The sequence below is a fragment of the Stenotrophomonas sp. STEN013 genome, from assembly GCF_056760355.1.
In genome coordinates this window covers 101026-120134 of the sequence record NZ_JBRREO010000002.1, presented here as the reverse complement: position 1 = coordinate 120134, position 19109 = coordinate 101026, and the positions used below count along the sequence as shown (strand labels likewise).

At 67.0% G+C, this 19109-nt stretch carries 17 protein-coding genes; 3 read left to right on the top strand and 14 right to left on the bottom strand.

Annotation, left to right across the window (positions count from 1 at the left end):
* Positions 1-39: 39 nt before the first annotated feature.
* The 3 genes from folC to ACVOMH_RS04660 all read right to left on the bottom strand — a co-directional run bounded on the left by folC (position 40) and on the right by ACVOMH_RS04660 (position 2890).
* Entirely contained in the window at positions 40-1314 is a 1275-nt protein-coding gene (folC, locus tag ACVOMH_RS04670) for a bifunctional tetrahydrofolate synthase/dihydrofolate synthase (protein WP_057505882.1), read from the bottom strand.
* 155 nt (positions 1315-1469) lie between these two features.
* A complete protein-coding gene (locus tag ACVOMH_RS04665) occupies positions 1470-2234 on the bottom strand; it encodes an energy transducer TonB family protein (RefSeq protein WP_481551202.1) in 765 nt (254 codons plus the stop codon).
* Positions 2235-2245: 11 nt separating this feature from the next.
* Positions 2246-2890 (bottom strand): histidine phosphatase family protein, encoded by a 645-nt coding sequence (locus ACVOMH_RS04660; protein WP_481522853.1) that lies wholly within the window; start codon positions 2888-2890, stop codon positions 2246-2248.
* Positions 2891-3287: 397 nt separating this feature from the next.
* Between ACVOMH_RS04660 and ACVOMH_RS04655 the strand changes: the two genes are divergently transcribed.
* Positions 3288-4157 carry a type II toxin-antitoxin system RelE/ParE family toxin gene (locus tag ACVOMH_RS04655; protein ID WP_481551201.1) on the top strand — a complete coding sequence of 290 codons (870 nt, stop codon included), beginning with the start codon at positions 3288-3290 and terminating at the stop codon, positions 4155-4157.
* A gap of 326 nt (positions 4158-4483) precedes the next feature.
* Here the strand turns inward: ACVOMH_RS04655 and ACVOMH_RS04650 are convergent, their stop codons facing one another.
* Entirely contained in the window at positions 4484-6649 is a 2166-nt protein-coding gene (locus ACVOMH_RS04650) for a S46 family peptidase (RefSeq protein ID WP_481551200.1), read from the bottom strand.
* A 153-nt stretch (positions 6650-6802) separates the two neighbouring features.
* Here ACVOMH_RS04650 and tdh point away from each other — a divergent pair, with 153 nt between their 5' ends.
* The gene (tdh, locus tag ACVOMH_RS04645) at positions 6803-7825 is read left to right on the top strand and encodes an L-threonine 3-dehydrogenase (RefSeq protein WP_481551570.1); all 1023 of its coding nucleotides are present in this window, start codon (positions 6803-6805) and stop codon (positions 7823-7825) included.
* Between the two features lie 307 nt (positions 7826-8132).
* Here the strand turns inward: tdh and ACVOMH_RS04640 are convergent, their stop codons facing one another.
* From ACVOMH_RS04640 to ACVOMH_RS04615, 6 genes are all read right to left on the bottom strand, one after another.
* On the bottom strand, positions 8133-8885 hold the full coding sequence (locus ACVOMH_RS04640; protein WP_481551199.1) for a TorF family putative porin: 753 nt from the start codon (positions 8883-8885) through the stop codon (positions 8133-8135).
* 110 nt (positions 8886-8995) lie between these two features.
* On the bottom strand, positions 8996-10033 hold the full coding sequence (locus ACVOMH_RS04635) for a sulfate/molybdate ABC transporter ATP-binding protein (protein WP_481551198.1): 1038 nt from the start codon (positions 10031-10033) through the stop codon (positions 8996-8998).
* Between the two features lie 7 nt (positions 10034-10040).
* Positions 10041-10988: a sulfate ABC transporter permease subunit CysW gene (gene cysW, locus ACVOMH_RS04630; RefSeq protein ID WP_481551197.1), complete on the bottom strand. Its 948-nt coding sequence runs from the start codon at positions 10986-10988 to the stop codon at positions 10041-10043.
* Entirely contained in the window at positions 10985-11830 is an 846-nt protein-coding gene (cysT, locus tag ACVOMH_RS04625; RefSeq protein ID WP_481551569.1) for a sulfate ABC transporter permease subunit CysT, read from the bottom strand. The genes cysW and cysT overlap by 4 nt, the downstream gene beginning before the upstream one ends.
* Positions 11831-11846: 16 nt before the next feature.
* A complete protein-coding gene (locus ACVOMH_RS04620; RefSeq protein ID WP_481551196.1) occupies positions 11847-12869 on the bottom strand; it encodes a sulfate ABC transporter substrate-binding protein in 1023 nt (340 codons plus the stop codon).
* 11 nt (positions 12870-12880) lie between these two features.
* A complete protein-coding gene (locus ACVOMH_RS04615) occupies positions 12881-14302 on the bottom strand; it encodes an OprO/OprP family phosphate-selective porin (RefSeq protein ID WP_481551195.1) in 1422 nt (473 codons plus the stop codon).
* A 161-nt stretch (positions 14303-14463) separates the two neighbouring features.
* Here ACVOMH_RS04615 and kbl point away from each other — a divergent pair, with 161 nt between their 5' ends.
* Complete coding sequence (gene kbl, locus ACVOMH_RS04610; protein ID WP_481551194.1) at positions 14464-15678, top strand: glycine C-acetyltransferase; 1215 nt, start codon at positions 14464-14466, stop codon at positions 15676-15678.
* Positions 15679-15745: 67 nt separating this feature from the next.
* Here the strand turns inward: kbl and ACVOMH_RS04605 are convergent, their stop codons facing one another.
* The 4 genes from ACVOMH_RS04605 to ACVOMH_RS04590 all read right to left on the bottom strand — a co-directional run bounded on the left by ACVOMH_RS04605 (position 15746) and on the right by ACVOMH_RS04590 (position 18797).
* Complete coding sequence (locus ACVOMH_RS04605) at positions 15746-16054, bottom strand: hypothetical protein (protein WP_481522845.1); 309 nt, start codon at positions 16052-16054, stop codon at positions 15746-15748.
* Positions 16055-16110: 56 nt separating this feature from the next.
* Positions 16111-16983 (bottom strand): pseudouridine synthase, encoded by an 873-nt coding sequence (locus ACVOMH_RS04600; protein ID WP_481551193.1) that lies wholly within the window; start codon positions 16981-16983, stop codon positions 16111-16113.
* Between the two features lie 28 nt (positions 16984-17011).
* A complete protein-coding gene (locus ACVOMH_RS04595) occupies positions 17012-17500 on the bottom strand; it encodes a hypothetical protein (RefSeq protein ID WP_481522843.1) in 489 nt (162 codons plus the stop codon).
* Between the two features lie 190 nt (positions 17501-17690).
* Entirely contained in the window at positions 17691-18797 is a 1107-nt protein-coding gene (locus ACVOMH_RS04590; RefSeq protein WP_054657988.1) for an OmpA family protein, read from the bottom strand.
* Between the last annotated feature and the right edge of the window lie 312 nt (positions 18798-19109).

Sequence of the window (19109 nt, the reverse complement as noted above, 5' to 3'; positions counted from 1 at the left end):
TGCCGTGGCGATTATAGGCGGGACGCCCGGCTCACCGCTTCAACCGGCTGAACGGAGCAGCGGCAGGACCTCGGCCACGGTGTGGAACGAGCCAAACACCAGTACCCGGTCTCCCGCCTGCGCCTGCGCCAGCGCGGCTTCCAGCGCCCGGCCGACGTCATCGGCCAGCACCGCGGTGGCGGCCTCGGTCTGGAGCAGCCGGTCCCGCAATTGCAGCGCGCTCTGGCCACGCGCAGCGTCGAGCCCGGCCAGGAACCAGCCAGCCACCTGGCCCTGCAGCGCGGCGACCACGGCCGGCGCATCCTTGTCGGCCAGCGCTGCATACACCGCCAGCGTGCGGCCGGCAGCGGGCTCGGCCTTGAGCGCGGCCGCCAGCGCCGTGGCGGCCTGCGGGTTGTGGCCGACATCGACCAGCACTTCCACCCCCTCGCGCATGAAACGCTGCAGGCGCCCGGGCACCTGCGCGGCGGCCACGCCCTGCGCCCATGCCGCCAGCGGTACCTCCCGGTCCAGCGCGCGCAGCGCGGCGATGGCGGTGGCGGCGTTGTTGCGCTGGATCGGCGCCCACAACGCCGGCTGCGGCAGCTCGACCTGGAAAGACACATCGCGCCAGCGCCAGCATTGCGCATCCACCGCCTCGGCGAAGAAATCACTGCCGAAACGGATCGCGTTGGCGCCCAGCACATAGGCGCGGCGCAGCACGCTGGAGGGCGGGTCGATCTCGCCCAGGATCACCGGCTTCCAGCCGCGGATGATGCCGGCCTTCTCCGCACCGATCGTTTCGCGGTCATTACCCAGCCAGTCGGCGTGGTCGATGTCCACCGTGGTGATCACCGCCACGTCGGCGTCGATCAGGTTGACCGCATCCAGCCGGCCACCGAGCCCGACCTCGAGCACCGCCAGATCCAGCCCGGCCTGTGCGAACACCCACAGCGCGCACAGCGTGCCGTACTCGAAATAGGTCAGCGGGGTATCGCCGCGCGCGTCTTCCACGGCGTTGAAGCCGGCCACCAGCGTGGCGTCGTCCACGTCCTGGCCGTCGATGCGTACCCGCTCGTTGTAGCGCAGCAGGTGTGGCGAGGTGTAGGCGCCCACCCGCCAGCCGGCGGCACGGGCGATGGACTCGATGAACGCCACCGTCGAGCCTTTGCCGTTGGTACCGCCGACCACGATGCTGCGTTCGGCCGGTTGACCGGGCGGCATACGCTGGGCGACCTCGCGCACGCGCTCCAGGCCCATCGCGATGTTCTGCGGATGCTGCTGTTCGATATGGGCGAGCCACTGCTCGAGCGTGGCGGGACGGACGGAAGACATGCTGACGTTTCTCAGGATCATGGCCGGGCTGCAGGCCGGCTGCGCGTTGCGCGCGGGACAGGTGCCCATGATACAGCCCGCCGTCGACGCCCTGCGTGTGATCCGGCCCCGCAGGAAGGCCGCCATGCGACCTGTGCAGCCGATGCCGCGGGTGGCTACGGCGCCGGGGCTTCCAGCGGCAACGGCTGCTGCCGCGTGCGGGCGGCGCGCAGCTGCGCCAGCGATTGCCGGCATGCCTCCAGATCACGCCCGCACAGCACGCTGCTGACCACGAACCGGCGCTGTCCGTCGTTGACCAGCCGGTTGCGCACCAGCATCGTGCCGTTGAGCTGGAACAGGCTCAGCCCCTCCTCATCGCGCAGCCAGAAATTGACCTGATCGCCATAACGGCGGAATACCGCCAGCGGGCCGATGGCCGCGATCGCCTCGGGAATCTGCATGAAACCGATCGGCACCGGATCGGCCACGAAGCCCGGCATCCCCTGTGCGCTGTTGCCCAGCCCCGGCCGCACCTGGCCGCTACGGCGTTCTTCGAAGAACGGATCGCGCACCCGCGCGGCGGCGCGCGCCGGCACCGCCTCGGGCAGCGGATCGAACGCGAACGGCAGACGATAGCGGGGCTGGCCACGGTACTCCGGCGCCACAACCCAGCCGCGCGCGGCCTCCAGCGCCACCGCATCCAGCGCCGCCACGCCCGAGGACTGCTCCAGGCGGGCAGCGCCGACCCGGCCACAGCGGTCGGTCTCGATGATCACGTTGACGGTGTAGTCCAGCAGCCGCCACAGCTCGTCCACCGGATAGGACGGCGCGCGGTTGGCGTGCGCCGGGAACGGCGGGCAATCGGCCTGGGTCGCCGGCTGCGCCGCCGCTGCCGACGGCAACGCCAGCAGCAAGGCCACCAGCCCGACGACGGCGGTCACCGCACGCCGCATTACAGCGCGCGGTGCTTGGCTTCGCCGAAGAACGGGGTGTGGTGCGCGCAGTCGTTCAGGCGCACCACTTCCAGATGCTCCACATCCGGGCCTTCGAGCAGGTTCAACGTGGTCGGCGCCTGGCGGAAGCTCCACAGTTTGGCAATCGGCAGGCCCAGGATCTTGCACAGGATCACCCGGTTGACCGCGTCATGGGCCACCACCAGCAGCGTGTCGTCCTCGCCCAGCCCGTCGGCGGCGGCGCTCAGGCCGCGCCAGCTGCGATCCAGCACCTGGCGCAGCGATTCGCCGCCGGGCATCAGCACGGTGTCCGGCTCTTCGCGCCACGCGCGCAGACGCGCCGGGTCCTTGTCGTTGATCTCGCTGGCAAGCAGACCCTCCCACTCGCCGTGGGCGATTTCCTGCAGGTCCGGCTCGGTCAGCAGCATCGCTTCACGGGCAGTGCCCAGCGCGGCCCTGGCGGTCGCCTGGGCGCGGCTCAGTGGCGAGGCCACCGCACGGGCGATCTGCACGTCCGCCAGCCGCTCCCCCAGCGCCCTGGCCTGGGCCTCACCCACTGGCGAGAGGGGAATGTCGATCTGGCCCTGGTAGCGGCCTTCGGCGTTCCACGGCGTTTCGCCGTGACGGGCAAGCAGGATGCGCATGCAGCATTTCCGTTGAAAGGGGGAGAACCGCCGGGTGAATGCGGCGGGACCGGCATCATAGCCTGAGCCCGCCGCGGTGCCAGAAACGGTTGCCTGCGTTACGGACTCGGCGTGTTCAGCGCATCCGCCGTCTGGCCGGAACGGCGACCGCAGGGGAGCCGGCGGCGAATGCGGGCAGACCGGCAACGGCGGGAGATGGTCGCGATCCGGCGTGACCATCCCGTACATGCCGCACAGACCTGTCCGACCGGCGGCCAAGACCGGGGCGCCAGCGCCGCCTTTTGTTGCCCGCCGCGCATTCACCCGGCGACGGCAGGCGTTACCATGCCCGGCTTCCATCGCCCAACCGGTATGACGTCCGCATGAGGGTCCGCACCTCCCACGCCCCCCAGCCGGCATGAACGACGTTCCTGTCGCACCGACGTCCCGCTCCGCCCCCTGGAGCGAACAGCGTGATCCCTGGGCCGCAGCGCTGGTCAGCGCGCTGCTGCATGCGCTGATGCTGCTGCTCCTGCTCCACTCCAATCCCCCGCTGGTATCCACGCCCCAAGGCGCGGTTGGCGGTGGCCGGGTCAAGGTCGATTTCGTCGGCGACGCACCGCCGTCAACGCAGCCAAGCAACGTGCCGCCGCAGGACAAGCCCACCCAGGCCCCGCGCGCGCAACCCAAACCCACCACGCAACGCCGCAGCCCGGAGCGCAAGCCGGTGCCCGAGGCCCGCTACATCGAGCCGCCCAGCGAACCGGAGCAGCAAGAACAGCCGACGCCGCAACCGGCACAGGCGCCGGCCGCGCCACCGCCGGCAGCCAGCCCCTCCGAATCGGTACCGCGCCGCCGGCAGACCTGGACCGGACGCCCGCCCGGCGCGCTGGACAGGACCACCGCCGCGGACGATCACGGGCATTCGGCCGGCCCGGGCAATGACAGCGGCCGCCGCATCGACCGCAGCGCGGGCGCGCCGGCCATGGAAGTGGGCGGCTACCAGATCGTCTATGACCTGATCAGCGAGGAAAAGCTGCGTGCGTGGATGGACGGGGCCAAGGAGGTCGATGGCCAGAAGGAACTGTCGATCCCGCTGCCGGGCACCACCTGGCTGATGGTCTGTCCGGCCGAAGTGGCCCTGCGCCGCGGCTCCAGCAAGTGCCGCATGCTGGCGGCGGACGCGCCCGAACTGCAGGCCATCGGCGATGCGCGGCAGTTCGTCATCGTGATGTACGTCTACCGCTACGGCGAGCTGCTCTGGCGCGGTCCCGGCCCGTACCGCTGAGCACGGTGCAGAATCAGGCACCGTAGCCCGGGTAAGCGCAGCGCACCCGGGAGGCGGGAGACGGGCGATCTTCACTGGGGCACACAAACCTCCCCCGGGTGCGCGTTGCTCCCCCGAGCTACAGCTTTCGCAGGAGCAACGCAGCTCGCGAATCCATCGAAGCCACAACAAAGCAGTAAGGTCCGCACTTGCAGCTGTTTCCGGCAACGGCAACTTCCTCGGCTTCGCAACGGATGTCGTTGTCAAAAAAGCTGTGACCATCCCGGGCACAAAAAACCCCGGGCCGTTTCCCGCCCGGGGTTTTTCATTTCAGACGACGCGATGAATTACTTCGAGGCGGCGTCCATTTCCTTCAACAGCTGCGGCGCCGGCGCCACTTCCTGCATGACCCAACGCATGTAGCGCTCGTCCACCGAGATCATGCGCGTCATCACCGGGTCGAACACCCAGTTGCTAGCGACCGATTCCCAGATGCCGTCGAACGCCAGACCGACCAGGCGACCGTGCGCATCGAGCACCGGCGAGCCGGAGTTGCCGCCGGTGATGTCCAGATCCGACAGGAAGTTCACCGGCACGCTGCCGATGCGCGAATCCTCGAAACCGCCGTAGCGCTTGGCCTTGACCGCATCGATCAGGGCCTTGGGCGAATCGAACGGATCGACGCCGGTTTCCTTGGCGACGATGCCTTCCAGATCGGTGAAGGCCGGCTGCACCTTGCCGTCCAGGCCGGTGTAACCCTTCACGTTGCCAAAGGTGATGCGCAGCGACAGGTTGGCGTCCGGATAGACGAACCCGCCCTGGCTCTTCTTGTAGTCGGCGACGGCCTGCAGGAACAGCGGACGCGCCACCAGCTCCTCGCCCATGCGCACCTTGCGCTGGTGCTCCAATTCCAGCAGCGCCGGCATCACCGCCACCGCGTACTGGATGGCCGGATCGGTGCTGGCTTCGAAGGCGGCCTTGTCGGCGTTGAGCCACTTCAGACGCTCATCCAGGTTGCCCAGCTTGGAGCCGTCCAGACGCGACACCGTCGCCGTCACGGCAGCGGCAGTGTCACCGCCGAGCCACGTGTCGAACGCCGGCAGGCGCTGAGCGGCCGGCAGCTGCACGTACTCGTTGAGCCAGTACTGCTGGAACTGGCGATCCATGGCCGGCACGTAGCGGCGGTCCATCTGCTTCAGGCCGCCTTCGATGGCCGGCAGGTCACGCTCCTGGTAACCCTCCTGGCGCTCGGCGTCGGGCTTGGTCCTCTCGATGGCCAGACGGTACAGGCGCACGGCGGTGCCCAGCGTACCGGTGCGGTTGAGCATGCCCAGATCCATGTCGCGGGCTTGGGTGGCGCGGGCCTGCTGGCCCAGCACCTGCAGCTGCGCATAGGCGTCCAGCGCCGGCTTGCCGGCCGCGCCCTGGCCACGCAGCCATTCCAGCACCGCCGCTTCTTCCTTCTGCTTGTGGGCCAGCACGTTGTTGCGCTTGAAGCCGTCCAGCTGGCCGTCGTAGTTCTTGCTGGTGTTGTTCCAGCTGGCCATGTTCGCGGCGTACTTCACCGCGATGTCCGGGTTGTCCTTGCTGGCCGCTTCCACCAGCGCGATCTGGTCCTTGTAGGCCTTGGCGATGGCCGGGTAGGTCCAGTTGGCGGTGTTCTCGAACTCGCTGACCAGCGCATAGCGGTCGGTGCGGCCCGGGTAACCGGCCACCATCACGAAGTCACCCTCGCCCAGCGGCTGGTTGGCCAGCTTCAGCCAGTGCTTGGGCTGGTAGGGCACGTTGTCGGCGGCGAAGGCGGCCGGCTTGCCGTCCTTGCCGACGTAGGCACGGTAGAACGCGAAATCGCCGGTGTGGCGCGGCCACATCCAGTTGTCGATGTCGCCACCGAACTTGCCGACGCTGCCCGGCGGCGCATAGGCCAGGCGCACGTCGCGGATTTCCATGTTCTTGAACAGACGGTAGGTGTTGCCGCCGGAGAAGCTGTACAGCGTGCAGGCGTAGGCCTCGTCGGTTTCACACTCGGCGATGAGCTTCTTCTCGAACGCTTCCAGCGCCTGGGTGCGCTTGAGCGGATCGGCACCGGCGCCGGCGATGGCCGCCTTGGCCTGCGCGGTCACATCGGTGATGTCGTCCAGCACGTAGATGCGCGCGTTCGGGCCGGCGCTGAGTTCGTCCTTGGTGGTCGGCGCATTGAAGCCGTCCTTGATCAGGTTCTTCTCGGCGGTGGAGTTGAGCTGGATCGCACCGTAGGCGCAGTGGTGGTTGGTGACCACCAGACCCTGCGGCGAGACGAAGCTGGCGGTGCAGCCGCCCAGGGCCACGACCGCGCCCATCGGGTCGCCGGTCAGGTTGGCCAGCTGCTGCGGGTCCAGCTTCAGGCCGGCCTGCTTCAGCGGCCCGGCGATTTCCGGCAGCTGCTGCGGCACCCACATGCCTTCGGCGGCCTGCGCGGCCTGGGCCATGCCCAAACCGGCCACGATGGAAAAAGCGAGAAGATTCAAACGCATGGAACATTCCCCAAATTAAGGTTGCGGCGATTGTAGCGGTTGCAACCGCCGCCCCTCCCCTGCCATCGGTCAGTACCGGGTTGTTACAGACGAAAGCATATAATCGGCGCCCTCACTCACACGGCGGTTTTCCCTGCAATGGCACACAACACGATGCGCGCGCTGGTGAAGCGCGAAGCGACCAAGGGCATCTGGATGGAACAGGTGCCGGTCCCCACGCCCGGCCCCAACCAGGTGCTGATCAAGCTGGAGAAGACCGCCATCTGCGGCACCGACCTGCACATCTACCTGTGGGACGGGTGGAGCCAGCGCACCATCACCCCGGGCCTGACCATCGGCCATGAATTCGTCGGCCGCATTGCCGAAATCGGCCCGGGCGTGACCGGCTACGAGATCGGCCAGCGCGTGTCGGCCGAAGGCCACATCGTCTGCGGCCACTGCCGCAACTGCCGCGGCGGCCGCCAGCACCTGTGCCCGAACACGGTGGGCATCGGCGTCAACGTCAACGGCGCGTTCGCCGAATACATGGTGATGCCGGCCACCAACCTGTGGCCGATCCCGGACCAGATCCCGTCGGAGCTGGCCGCGTTCTTCGACCCCTACGGCAACGCCGCGCACTGTGCGCTGGAGTTCGATGTGATCGGCGAGGACGTGCTGATCACCGGCGCCGGTCCGATCGGCATCATCGCCGCCGGCATCTGCAAGCACATCGGTGCGCGCAATGTGGTGGTCACCGACGTCAACGACTTCCGCCTGAAGCTGGCCGCCGACATGGGCGCCACGCGCGTGGTCAACGTCGCCAACACCTCGCTCAAGGACGTGATGGCCGAGCTGCACATGGAGGGCTTCGACGTGGGCCTGGAAATGAGCGGCAACCCGCGCGCCTTCAACGACATGCTCGACTGCATGTACCACGGCGGCAAGATCGCCATGCTCGGCATCATGCCCAAGGGCGCCGGCTGCGACTGGGACAAGATCATCTTCAAGGGTCTGACCGTGCAGGGCATCTACGGCCGCAAGATGTACGAGACCTGGTACAAGATGACCCAGCTGGTGCTGTCCGGCTTCCCGCTGGGCAAGGTGATGACCCACCAGTTGCCGATCGACGACTTCCAGAAGGGCTTTGACCTGATGGAAGAAGGCAAGGCCGGCAAGGTCGTGCTGAGCTGGAACTGACGGCCAGCAGATGACGCACCGAAGGCGCCGCAAGGCGCCTTCGGTCGTTGCGGGAGACACCGAACGGACGCAACTCCGGCAAATCGTCGCAGCGCGCGTACGCGGCGGCCCCTTCTGATCGCCCGTCCCCCCGGCGCGAACGGCAGGTAGGCAGCTGTTGCCGGGCCGGTCAGCATCGCGCGACCTGTAGCAGGTGATGGCAGGTGGCAGCGGCAGGGCCGCGGCGGCGCGGCGCTTTCCCCGACGGCGGAACCCGCCAAGAAAAAGGCGCCTTGCGACGCCTTTTTCACACCACATCAAACACCGATCAGGGCACGTCCACCGAGACGGTGAACACCACGCCCGGCTTGTAGGTGTCCGACTCGCGGCGCAGCGACGGCGCGTCTGCACCGAAGGTGTCGTAGTAGCCCACGGTGGCGGTGGCCGGGCCGAACGCCTTGGACACCGAGATCGAGCCGTCGTAGTAATCCTCGCGACGCGGCCAGTCGTTGCCCTGGGCCTTGATCGTGGTGTAGCCGGCCGAGGCGCCGATCGAGAAGCCGGTCTCGCCGATGTCGTAGCTGGCTTCCAGCGCGCTGTAGGTCTGCTCGGCACCGCTGTTGCTGTAGTCGTCGGCATAGCCCAGCAGGCCGCTGACGGTCACCGGGCCGGTCCAGGTGACCTTGGCCAGATATTCGTTGTAGTCGATGTCGCCGTAGTCGCTGGAGGCGCTGGTGTAGGTGTAACGGTTCACCCCCAGGTCCAGATTCCAGCGGTCGGACAGGTCCTTGCTCCAGCCGATGGCGTAGTCGACCTCGAAGTTCGGGCCGCCTTTCTCGCCGAAGTCGACGTTGGAGCCCCAGACGGTGGCATACAGGCCGAACGGCGCGCTGTAGCTGGCCTCGGCCTGGAACGCCGGGCCGTTGTCGGTCTGCGACACACCACGGAACACGTAGTCGGTGGTGACCGTCGCGTTGAAGCTGAACGGGGATGCGGCTTCCTCGCTGTCCTGGGCGCTGACAGCAAACGGTACGGACAACAGGGCGGCGCAAACGGCAGCGGCAAGGCGCTTGTTGTGCATCAGGGATTCTCCAGGCAGTGGGGGATATCGAAACCGTAGCGGCCACGATTCACGAATTTTTAACCGCATCCTATTGCGATGCAACAACTTCGTGCTCCCCGCCCCTGTATTCACCGCTCCGTGCGCGGGAACACGCCATAGCGTCGCACCTGCAGATGCACGGTGCTGCCGGGCGTGTAGGCCGGCGCCGCCGTCGGCAACTCCAGCTCCAGTTCCGAAGCATCGGCATCGAGTTTTGCGCGCAGCCGGACCTTGCCCCCACTGCGCTGCAGCGCGGTCACCGTGGCCGGCCAGCCGCCCTCGCCCACTGCCAGATCCTCCGGTCGCACATAGATTTCCACCGCACCCGCGGTGCTGGTCGAGGGCGCGGCCAGACTGCCGCCGCCCACCGCCAGCCGGCCGTCCAGCAACTGCGCCGGCAGCCGGTTGGCCTCGCCGACAAAGCCGTAGACGAACGGCGACACCGGCTGGTCGTAGACCTCCGCCGGTGTGCCCAGCTGTTCGATGCGGCCGCGGTTGAGGATCGCCACGCGGTCGGCCAGCTCCAGCGCCTCTTCCTGGTCGTGGGTGACGAACACCGTGGTCAGCCCGGTGCGGTCATGCAGTTCACGCAGCCAGCGCCGCAGCTCACGGCGGACCTGGGCATCCAGCGCGCCGAACGGCTCGTCCAGCAGCAGCACCCGTGGCTCGATCGCCAGCGCGCGTGCCAGCGCCACGCGCTGGCGCTGGCCGCCGGAGAGCTGTGCCGGATAGCGCCCGCCCAGCCCGTCCAGCTGCACCAGCGACAGCAGTTCCTGCACCCGCGCATCGATGCGCGCCTTGGGCCAGCGCCCGGCGCCGCGCCGCACCTCCAGGCCGAAGGCGATGTTGCCGCGCACATCCAGATGTTTGAACAGCGCGTAGTGCTGGAACACGAAGCCGGCGCGACGTGCCTGCACGCTCAGTGCGGTGGCGTCTTCGCCATCGAACAGGATGCGGCCGCTGTCGGCATGTTCCAGCCCGGCGATGGCCCGCAGCAACGTGGTCTTGCCCGAGCCGGAGGGGCCGAGCAGCGCCAGCAGCTCGCCCTGATGGATATCCAGGCTCACATCCTCCAGCGCGGTGAAGCTGCCAAAGCGCTTGCCCAGGTGTTGTATGCGTATGCTCATGCGGTCCTCAGCGGCGATGGAGAGCGGCCAGCGATTCGCCGTGGCGCCACTCCAGGAAAGTCTTGACCACCAGCGTCAGCAACGCGCTGGCCGCCAGCAGCGAGGCGCAGGCGAAGGCCGCGCTGTAGGCGTATTCGTTGTAGAGAATCTCCACGTGCAGCGGCAGCGTGTTGGTGCGCCCCCGGATATGCCCGGACACTACCGACACCGCGCCGAACTCGCCCATCGCCCGCGCACTGCACAGCAGCACGCCATACAGCAGGCCCCAGCGGATGTTGGGCAGGGTCACCTTCCAGAACATCTGCCAGCTGCTGGCCCCCAGCGTCAGCGCGGCCAGTTCCTCGTCATGGCCCTGCTGCTCCATCAGCGGCATCAGCTCGCGCGCGATGAACGGGAACGTGACGAAGGTGGTGGCCAGCACGATGCCGGGAATGGCGAAGACGATGCGGGGCAGCTGCAGCAGCCGCTCGCCCAGCAGCGGCAGGTGCAGGCGCAGGCCGTCCTCGATCAGCGGCCACAGCCAGCCGTCGCGGCCGAACAGCAGGATGAACACCAGCCCGGCGACCACCGGCGAAACCGAGAACGGCAGGTCGATCAGCGTCACCAGCCAGCGCTTGCCGGGAAACGGGTGCTTGCTCACCGCCCAGGCCGCGGCCACGCCGAACAGCAGATTCAGCGGCACCACGATCGCGGTCACGGTCAGCGTCAGGCGCAGCGCCGCCACCGCGTCGGCATCGCTGAGCGCGTTCCAGAACGCCAGCACGCCGCCGCGTAGCGCCTCGGCGAACACCAGCACCAGCGGCAGCAACAGGAAGGACAGCAGAAAGCCCAGCGCGCCGAGGATCAGCAACCCCTGCACCCAGCGAGGCTCGGTGATGACGCTGGGCGTGCGCGCGATGGGGCCGGCCGGTGTGACGGGCAGCGCCTGCGCCGAGACGATGCTCAATCCGCTCATCGTGCCCCCCGCCGCTGCAGCCGCGCCTGCAGGGTGTTGACTCCCAGCAGCACCGCGAAGGACAGCAGCAGCATCGCCGCGGCAATGGCGGTGGCACCGGCGTAGTCGAACTCCTCCAGACGGATGGTGATCAGCAGCGGCGCGATTTCGGTGACGTGCGGCAGATTGCCGGCGATGAAGATCACCGAGCCGTATTCGCCCACGCCACGGGCGAAGGCCAGCGCGAACCCGGTCAGCATCGCCGGCCACAGCGCCGGCAATACTACCCGCATGAGGGTCTGCAGGCGGCTGGCGCCCAGCGTGGCGGAGGCCTCTTCCAGTTCGCGCTCGGCCTCGGCCAGCACCGGCTGCACGATCCGCACCACGAACGGCAGGCCGACGAACACCAGCGCCACCACGATGCCCAGCGGCGTGTAGGCGACCTTGATCCCGAGCGGCTCCAGCCATTGCCCGAGCCAGCCGTTGCCGCCGTACAGCGCGGTCAACGCGATGCCGGCCACGGCGGTGGGCAGCGCGAACGGCAGGTCGATCACCGCATCGAACAGGCGCAGGCCCGGAAAGCGGTAGCGCACGAACACCCATGCCACCCAGGTGCCCATCAGCGTGTTGAAGGCGGCGGCGGCGAAGGCGGTGCCGAAACTCAGCCGCAGCGCCGCCAGCACCCGCGGCTCGCTCCAGATCTGCCAGATGCCCGCAGGCCCCAGTCCGGCGGCCTTGGCGAACACACCCAGCAGTGGCAGCAGCACGATCAGACCCAGCCAGGTCAGGGTGATGCCCATGCTCAAACCAAACCCCGGAAGCACCCGGGGGCGGCGTCGCGGCACTGCGGCCGATGTCTGCAACACGGCGCTCACGTTCTTACTTGCCCGCCTGGATCTGGTCGAACACACCACCGTCGGCGAAGTGTTCGGACTGGGCCTTGGCCCATGAGCCGAATGCCTGCTGGATGGTCACCCGTTGCACCGGCGGGAAGCGTGCGATGTCGGCACGGTCGGCCTGCTCGGGATGGCGCGGCCGGTAGTAGTGGCGGGCGGCGATGCGCTGCCCCTCCGGCGAATACAGGTACTGCAGGTAGGCCTGCGCGACCTCGCGGGTACCGTGACGGTCGACGTTGCGGTCCACCAGCGCCACCGACGGCTCGGCCAGGATCGACAGCTTGGGCACCACGATCTCGAACTTGTCCGGACCCAGCTCTTCCTGCGCCAGAAAAGCCTCGTTCTCCCAGGCCAGCAACACATCACCGATGCCACGCTGGACAAAAGTAGTCGTGGCGCCGCGTGCACCGGTATCAAGCACCGGCACATTGCGGAACAGCGCGCGCATGTAGTTCAGGACCTTGTCGCGATCACCCTTGAAAATGTGGTCGCCATAGGCCCAGGCCGCCAGATAGTTCCAGCGTGCGCCGCCGGAGGTCTTCGGGTTCGGCGTCACCACCGACACGCCGCTGCGCAGCAGGTCCGGCCAGTCGCGGATGCCCTTGGGGTTGCCCTTGCGCACCAGGAAGACAATCGTCGAGGTATAAGGCGCGCTGTTTTCCGGCAGACGCGACTCCCAGTTGGCGGGAATCAGCCCGGATTTCTGCGCGATCGCGTCCACGTCGTAAGCCAGCGCCAGCGTCACCACGTCGGCCTCGATGCCATCGATCACCGCCCGCGCCTGCTTGCCCGAGCCACCGTGCGAGGTTTCAACCGTGACGGTGTCGCCCCGGGTCTCCTTCCAGTGCTTGGCGAAGGCGGCGTTGTAATCGCGGTACAGCTCGCGGGTCGGATCGTAGGAGACGTTGAGCAGCTGCACATCGCGCGCGAACACATGGCCGGCGGACACGGCCAGGCCGAAGGCCAGTGCCGCGCTGGCGATGCGGGAAACAAAAAAATGCTTCATGGGGCTCTCCGTCAGAAGGAAACTTGCAGGCGCGAGAAAACGGCTTTTTCATCAGGCAACGTCGCGCCACCGGCAGCCGCATCGAAACGGCTGTGCAGGTAGTTGGTGGCCAGCTTCAGGTTGGCGGTGAGGTACCAGTTCGCGCCCAGCGTCCAGGACTGGATCCGCGCGGCCGAGACCGCCGGATCGGCGTAGAGCGGGAATGCCGCGTCATCGATCCGCAGTTCGCCGTAGCGCGCGGTGAGTTCCAACGCGCCCAGCCCGCCATTGACGCCCAACGGCCGTAACGGCGTCACTCCGCGGTAGCCGGCCTCCTCGCCGGTGAGCACATAGCTGGCGGTGGCCTGCCAGGCGTGGTGCTCCAGTTCCTTGCGGCGTGCGTCGCGTGCTACCGCCTGCCGCGAGGCGATGTACTCGGCCTGCAGACCGAAACCGTTGCGGTAGAACCAGCCCTGCGGCGACCAGCGGCGGTGTTCACCGGCGGCGATCACCGAGCTGCGATAGGCGAAGAACGTGGCCTGTCCCGGGGTGCGATAACGCGGCAGGAAGTTGTTGCCGCTGCCATGCTTTTCGCCGGCGCTGGCGCCGATGCCAAAGCCCAGCCCGGCCCAGACGCTGTCACTGCCCTTGAGCGGTTCGAGGAACACGCGGCCGGCATACTCGAATTCGTCGTCCGGGTTGCTGGTGACCGCATCGCGGCCATCGACCGCACCGTTGAACACACCCAGCGCATAGCTGACCTTGCCCTTGGCCAGATCACCCTGCAGCTGCACGCCCAGATCACGGTTGGGCGCCAGTTCGCTGGCCAGCGCGCGCTCCACATCCACCAGCGCCGCCGAGGACTGCAGCCGCTCCAGACCGACCGGCGAGGTGAACTTGCCCACCCGCAGCGTGTAGGCCGGATCGAAGCGCAGGTCGGCATAGACGTCGACGATGCTGGCAGTGTCGCCGGCGAACTCCTGGGTGAAACGGTAGGCCACCAGCTTGCCCAGTGAGCCCTCCAGCGTCGGCCGTGCGATGCGCAGCAGGAAGGTGTCGTTCTGGCTGCTGTCGCCGAGGAAAACCCGCGCATCGCCCTGCAACAGGCCGCGCAGCTTCAGCTCGTAGTTGCCGTCGCCGGACTTGAAGGAGGCACCCTTCTGGTCGATGGCGATCTTCGGCGCGGCCCTGGCGGCGGCCTCGCGCTCTTCCTCCTGCAGTTCCAGGCGACGCTCGAGAATGCGCAGGCGCTGGTCCAGATCGCTCAGGGCGATACCCTCGGCGCCGCCGGCGACACCGGCCAGACGTTCCAGCCGTTCCAGACGCTGCTGCAGCAGCTCCACCGTCAGCGTCTGGCCCTGCGCCGATGACCACGCCCCGCACGCCGCCACGGCCAGGCTGAGGGACAACAGCTTCCTGGTCGGCAACGTGAACGGGGAGCGTGAGGCGGTCATCGGCAGCTCCTTTGGTGGGGTGTGCCGTGGATGCTGCAGGCGCACACCCGACCGGAGAAATGACTTCGACCCCGCCGCTTATAGCGTTTGCGCATGACGCCAGCGCCGAAGGTGGCGGACGGCTAAAATCGGCCATCCCTTAGCTGCTGTACGGCCCTGTCATGACTTCTATCCAGACCGATTCCCCGCTCACCCGGCACTACGCCGAGGAACTGGACGCGATCCGCGCGCAGGGCCTGTTCAAGTCCGAACGCATCATCACCAGCCCGCAGTCGGCGGAGATCACCCTGGACGACGGTCGCACGGTGCTGAATTTCTGCGCCAACAACTACCTGGGCCTGGCCGACCATCCGGACCTGATTCAGGCCGCCAAGGACGCGCTGGACAGCCACGGCTTCGGCATGGCCTCGGTGCGCTTCATCTGCGGCACCCAGGACCTGCACAAGCAGCTGGAAAAGCAGATCGCCGAGTTCTTCGGCAAGGACGACACCATCCTCTACGCCGCCTGCTTCGACGCCAACGGCGGTCTGTTCGAACCGCTGCTGGGCGAGAACGACGCGGTCATTTCCGACAGCCTGAACCATGCCTCGATCATCGACGGCGTTCGCCTGTGCAAGGCCAAGCGCTTCCGCTACGCCAACTGCGACATGGCCGATCTGGAAGCGCAGTTGCAGGCCGCCGACGCGGCCGGCTGCAAGACCAAGCTGATCACCACCGACGGCGTGTTCTCGATGGACGGCTTCATCGCCCCGCTCGATGAAATCACCGCGCTGGCCAAGAAGTACAACGCGCTGGTGCATATCGACGAATGCCATGCCACCGGCTTCCTCGGCGCCACCGGCCGCGGCTCGGCCGAGGTCAAGGGCGTGCTGGAGAAGATCGACATCATCACCGGCACCCTGGGCAAAGCCATGGGCGGCGCATTGGGCGGCTTCACCTGCGCCAGCACCGAGGTGATCGAACTGCTGCGCCAGCGCTCGCGCCCCTACCTGTTCTCCAACTCGCTGCCGCCGCATGTGGTCGCCGCCGGCATCAAGGCCTTCGAGATGCTGGCCGCCGCCGACGACCTGCGCGCCACGCTGCGTGAGAACACCGCCTATTTCCGCGAGAAGATGACCGCCGCCGGTTTCGACGTGAAGCCCGGTGTGCATCCGATCAGCCCGGTGATGCTGTACGACGCACCGCTGGCACAGAAATTCGCCGAGCGCCTGCTGGAAGAAGGCATCTACGCGATCGGCTTCTTCTTCCCGGTGGTGCCCAAGGGCCAGGCCCGCATCCGCACCCAGATCAGCGCCGCGCACAGCCGCGCCCACCTGGACCGCGCCATCGACGCGTTCACCCGCATCGGCCTGGAGCTGGGCGTGATCAAGGGCTGATCACCGCCTGGGTAGAAACAGAAAAGGCGCCGTCACCGGCGCCTTTTTCGTACCCGTGGCAAGCGGCTCAGTTCTTGCCGCGCTTGGCCGGCTTGGCCGCTTCCGGCACCGGCGCCGGCGCGCCCTTGGCCACGCGGATACCGTTGGCCTTCATCCACGCGTCGAACTGGTCGGCGCTCATTCGCTTCTCGCCCTGCTGCATCAGGAAGCGGTAATTGCCCTGCGCATCTTTCTGCGCCACCGGTGCATCCACCGTCACCGTGACCGGCTTGTCCTCGGCCTTGGCTGCCGGCTTGCCGGAGGACGCGCACCCGGCCAGAAATGCCACAGACGCCATCAACACGGCAATGGCGGAAACGCGAGCGGAAGAGTGCATGACCATGACCTCGGAAAACAGGGGATCAGTCTAATCAACCCCTGCAACAACTCCAGCTATTCGACTGAATTATTTGAACCCGATACAAAATCGTCTTGCTTGGCCAGGCCCTTGCCGCCGGCCAGCGCCTGGAGCTCTTCCGCGGCCAGCTCGCGCCATTGCCCTTTTGCCAGCTCTCCGAGCTGGACCGGGCCGATCGCCACGCGCACCAGCCGCAACACTTCCCACCCAAGAACCTGCAGCAGGCGCCGGATATGGCGGTTGCGCCCTTCGTCCAACACTATTTCCAACCAGGCGGTACGTCCGTTCTGGCGCAACAGCCTGGCGCTGTGGGCTGCCAGATGTTCGCCGGCGTCCTCAACGCCATGATGCATCCTTGCCAACTGGTCCGCATCCGGAATCCCATCGATCTGTACCCGATAGGTTTTCAGCGGTCCAGTGAGTGGGTCGGTCAACCGCGCCGCCCACTCCGGATCATTGCTGAAGAGAAGCAGGCCCTCACTCGCCTTGTCCAAGCGCCCGGCCGGTGCCAGCCACGGCAATTCCGCTCCGTCAAAGCAGCGATAGACCGTCTGCCTGCCCTGCTCGTCCTTCACCGTGGTGACCAGCCCCCGCGGCTTGTTCAACGCCAGGTAGAGCCGCCGTGCTGCCGACAACGGCTGACCATCGGCCACAATCCGGTGAACGCCCTGGATGATGGGAAATTCCGGATCCCGGATGACCAGTCCATCCACGCTGACCCGGCCGTCCTGAATCCGTCGCGCCGCCTCGCTGCGCGAACACAAACCGGCCTTGGACAGCACCCGCGCCAGCCCGTGACGCCCCCCGGCGTTGGCCACCGGCCTGATCGGTGACGCACCGGAAACAAAATGCCCGCTCCTGTTGCCAGGGCGGGCATTGTAGTTATGGGGGTGCTTGCGGGAGGCCATCTGTGATTGCGAAGGGGCTCCCGCCGCCTTACTTGGCCTCGGTTGCCGGTTGGGCCGGCGCAGCAGCCTCCGCCGCAGCCGGACGTGCCTTGACCACGCGCACGCCACGCGCCTTCATCCACGCATCGAACTCCTCGGCGGTCATGCGCTTGCCGTTCTGGCTCATGTCAAAACGCCACGGCGTGTTGTCGAACTCGGTCTGCGGCTTGTACGCCGCCGGATCATTGGCGTTGATCGCCGGGCGCGCCGGTATCGCGCTGGCCACGTTGTTGCAGCTTTCCACCCGCAGGCGCATCAGCACCTGGTCCAGCGACTGCCCCTCGCTGGAGCCGGAACTGAGCACCCCCGAGGGCATCCCCAGCTGCCCCTGGCGGGCGTACAGCTCCGAGGCCACCGGTGCGACTACCGTCGCCGCCAGCGGCGCGGGCATCACCGCGCTGGCCGAACAATCGACAGCGGCGTGCGCGGCGGGAACAAGAACCAGACCCAGCACACCGGCCAGTGCGATACGCAACATGGTGACTTCCATTCGAACAGGAGAACTTCGCGAGTGTAGGCAGGCACCGGGGTGCTTTCAACCGTCTTCTGCCAGCGGTTCTGTGGCCGGCCGCACACCCCCGCCAAGTCAGGGGTGAAAAAGTCCCGCCAAAACAAAAAACAAGGCCCGGCAATGCCGGGCCTTGTTGTGTCTCAACTGTAGCGTCCGATCAGTTCTGGACGTTCAGCTCGGTGCGACGGTTCTTGGCGCGACCTTCCGGATTGTCCGAACCATCCGGGTTGGTGTTCGGAGCAATCGGGCGGCTCTCGCCGTAGCCGATCGGGCCGACCATACGCGAGGTGTCAACACCGTTGTCCTTCAGGTAGTCGTACACCGCAGCAGCGCGACGCTCCGACAGCTTCTGATTGTACGCGTCGGTGCCCTTCGAGTCGGTGTGACCGGCCACTTCAACACGCAGATCCGGGTAACGCTTCAGGATCTCGGCGGCTTCGCCCAGGATCGCAACAGCGTCCGGACGCAGGGTGGCCTTGTCGAAGTCGAAGTTCACGCCCTTCAGATCGATCGACACCGGCACCGGGCAACCGTCCGGACCAATGGTCTGGCCAGGCTGCGAGGTCGGGCACTTGTCGTCGCAGTTGTTGACGCCGTCACCGTCGTCGTCCAGGTCCGCGCAGCTCGGCGCGACCGGAGCCGGAGCCGGAGCAACCGCCGCGACCGGAGCCGGCCCCAGCGGGATCACGACGCCGACCGAAGCCAGCACGTCGCCGAACCAATCCTGCTGGTCGCCAGCTGCGGCGGTAGCAACGCTCTGGTCGTCGAAGTCGGCGCGGTAGGCCAGCTCGGCACGCACGGCGACGCGCTTTTCAAACGTGGTCTGCAGACCCACACCGACCTTGGCGGCCAGGTTGCCGTCCTTGCGCTGGGCCGGCGAGTCGACCGAGTTGATCACATATTCTTCTTCCGACTTCTGGTAGCCCAGACCTGCCAGCAGGTACGGGTTCCAGCCACGGCCGTCCTGGATGAAGTGGCGACGCAGGTCCAGCGAAACGCCGTACTGCGACCAGTTCAGATCCTGGTTGTTGTCGAAGTTCGGGTTCTGGTAGTTCAGCTCACCGTCCAGCGACCAGTTCGGGCTGATGAACTTGCCCAGACCCAGGGTTGCGAACGGAGCATCGTTGGTGCCACGGTCGTTGTCCTGGAAGTTGAAACCAGCAGCACCGGTCAGGTACCAGCGATCATCGAATTCCTGGGCCGAAGCGGCCTGGGCGAATGCAAGACCACCCAGCAGTGCGGCGGTAAGAATCTTCTTATTCATGAATACAACTCCTTGTGTTTCGGGGGTATGAAACCGGTAGAGGCATGGTCCAGCACAGCGATTTCATTCGTCGCGTTCAGAGACGGCCGTTTCCGCACGCCATCGCGATAAACAGTATTCGCAGGGCCGTGAAGACGATGTTAACGGCTGCGTAACAATTTGCACGGCCATCCAGTCCGTACGCTTCCGGCTGAGCGCACCGTATACAGCTTCGTCAAACCCCGCAAGATCGAGCCTTGGCAAGGGCTCCCGGCCAATTGCTGCAGCGCAGGGTCCTTTTGCCATGCAAGCCCTTGAAATTCAGTGTCGAAT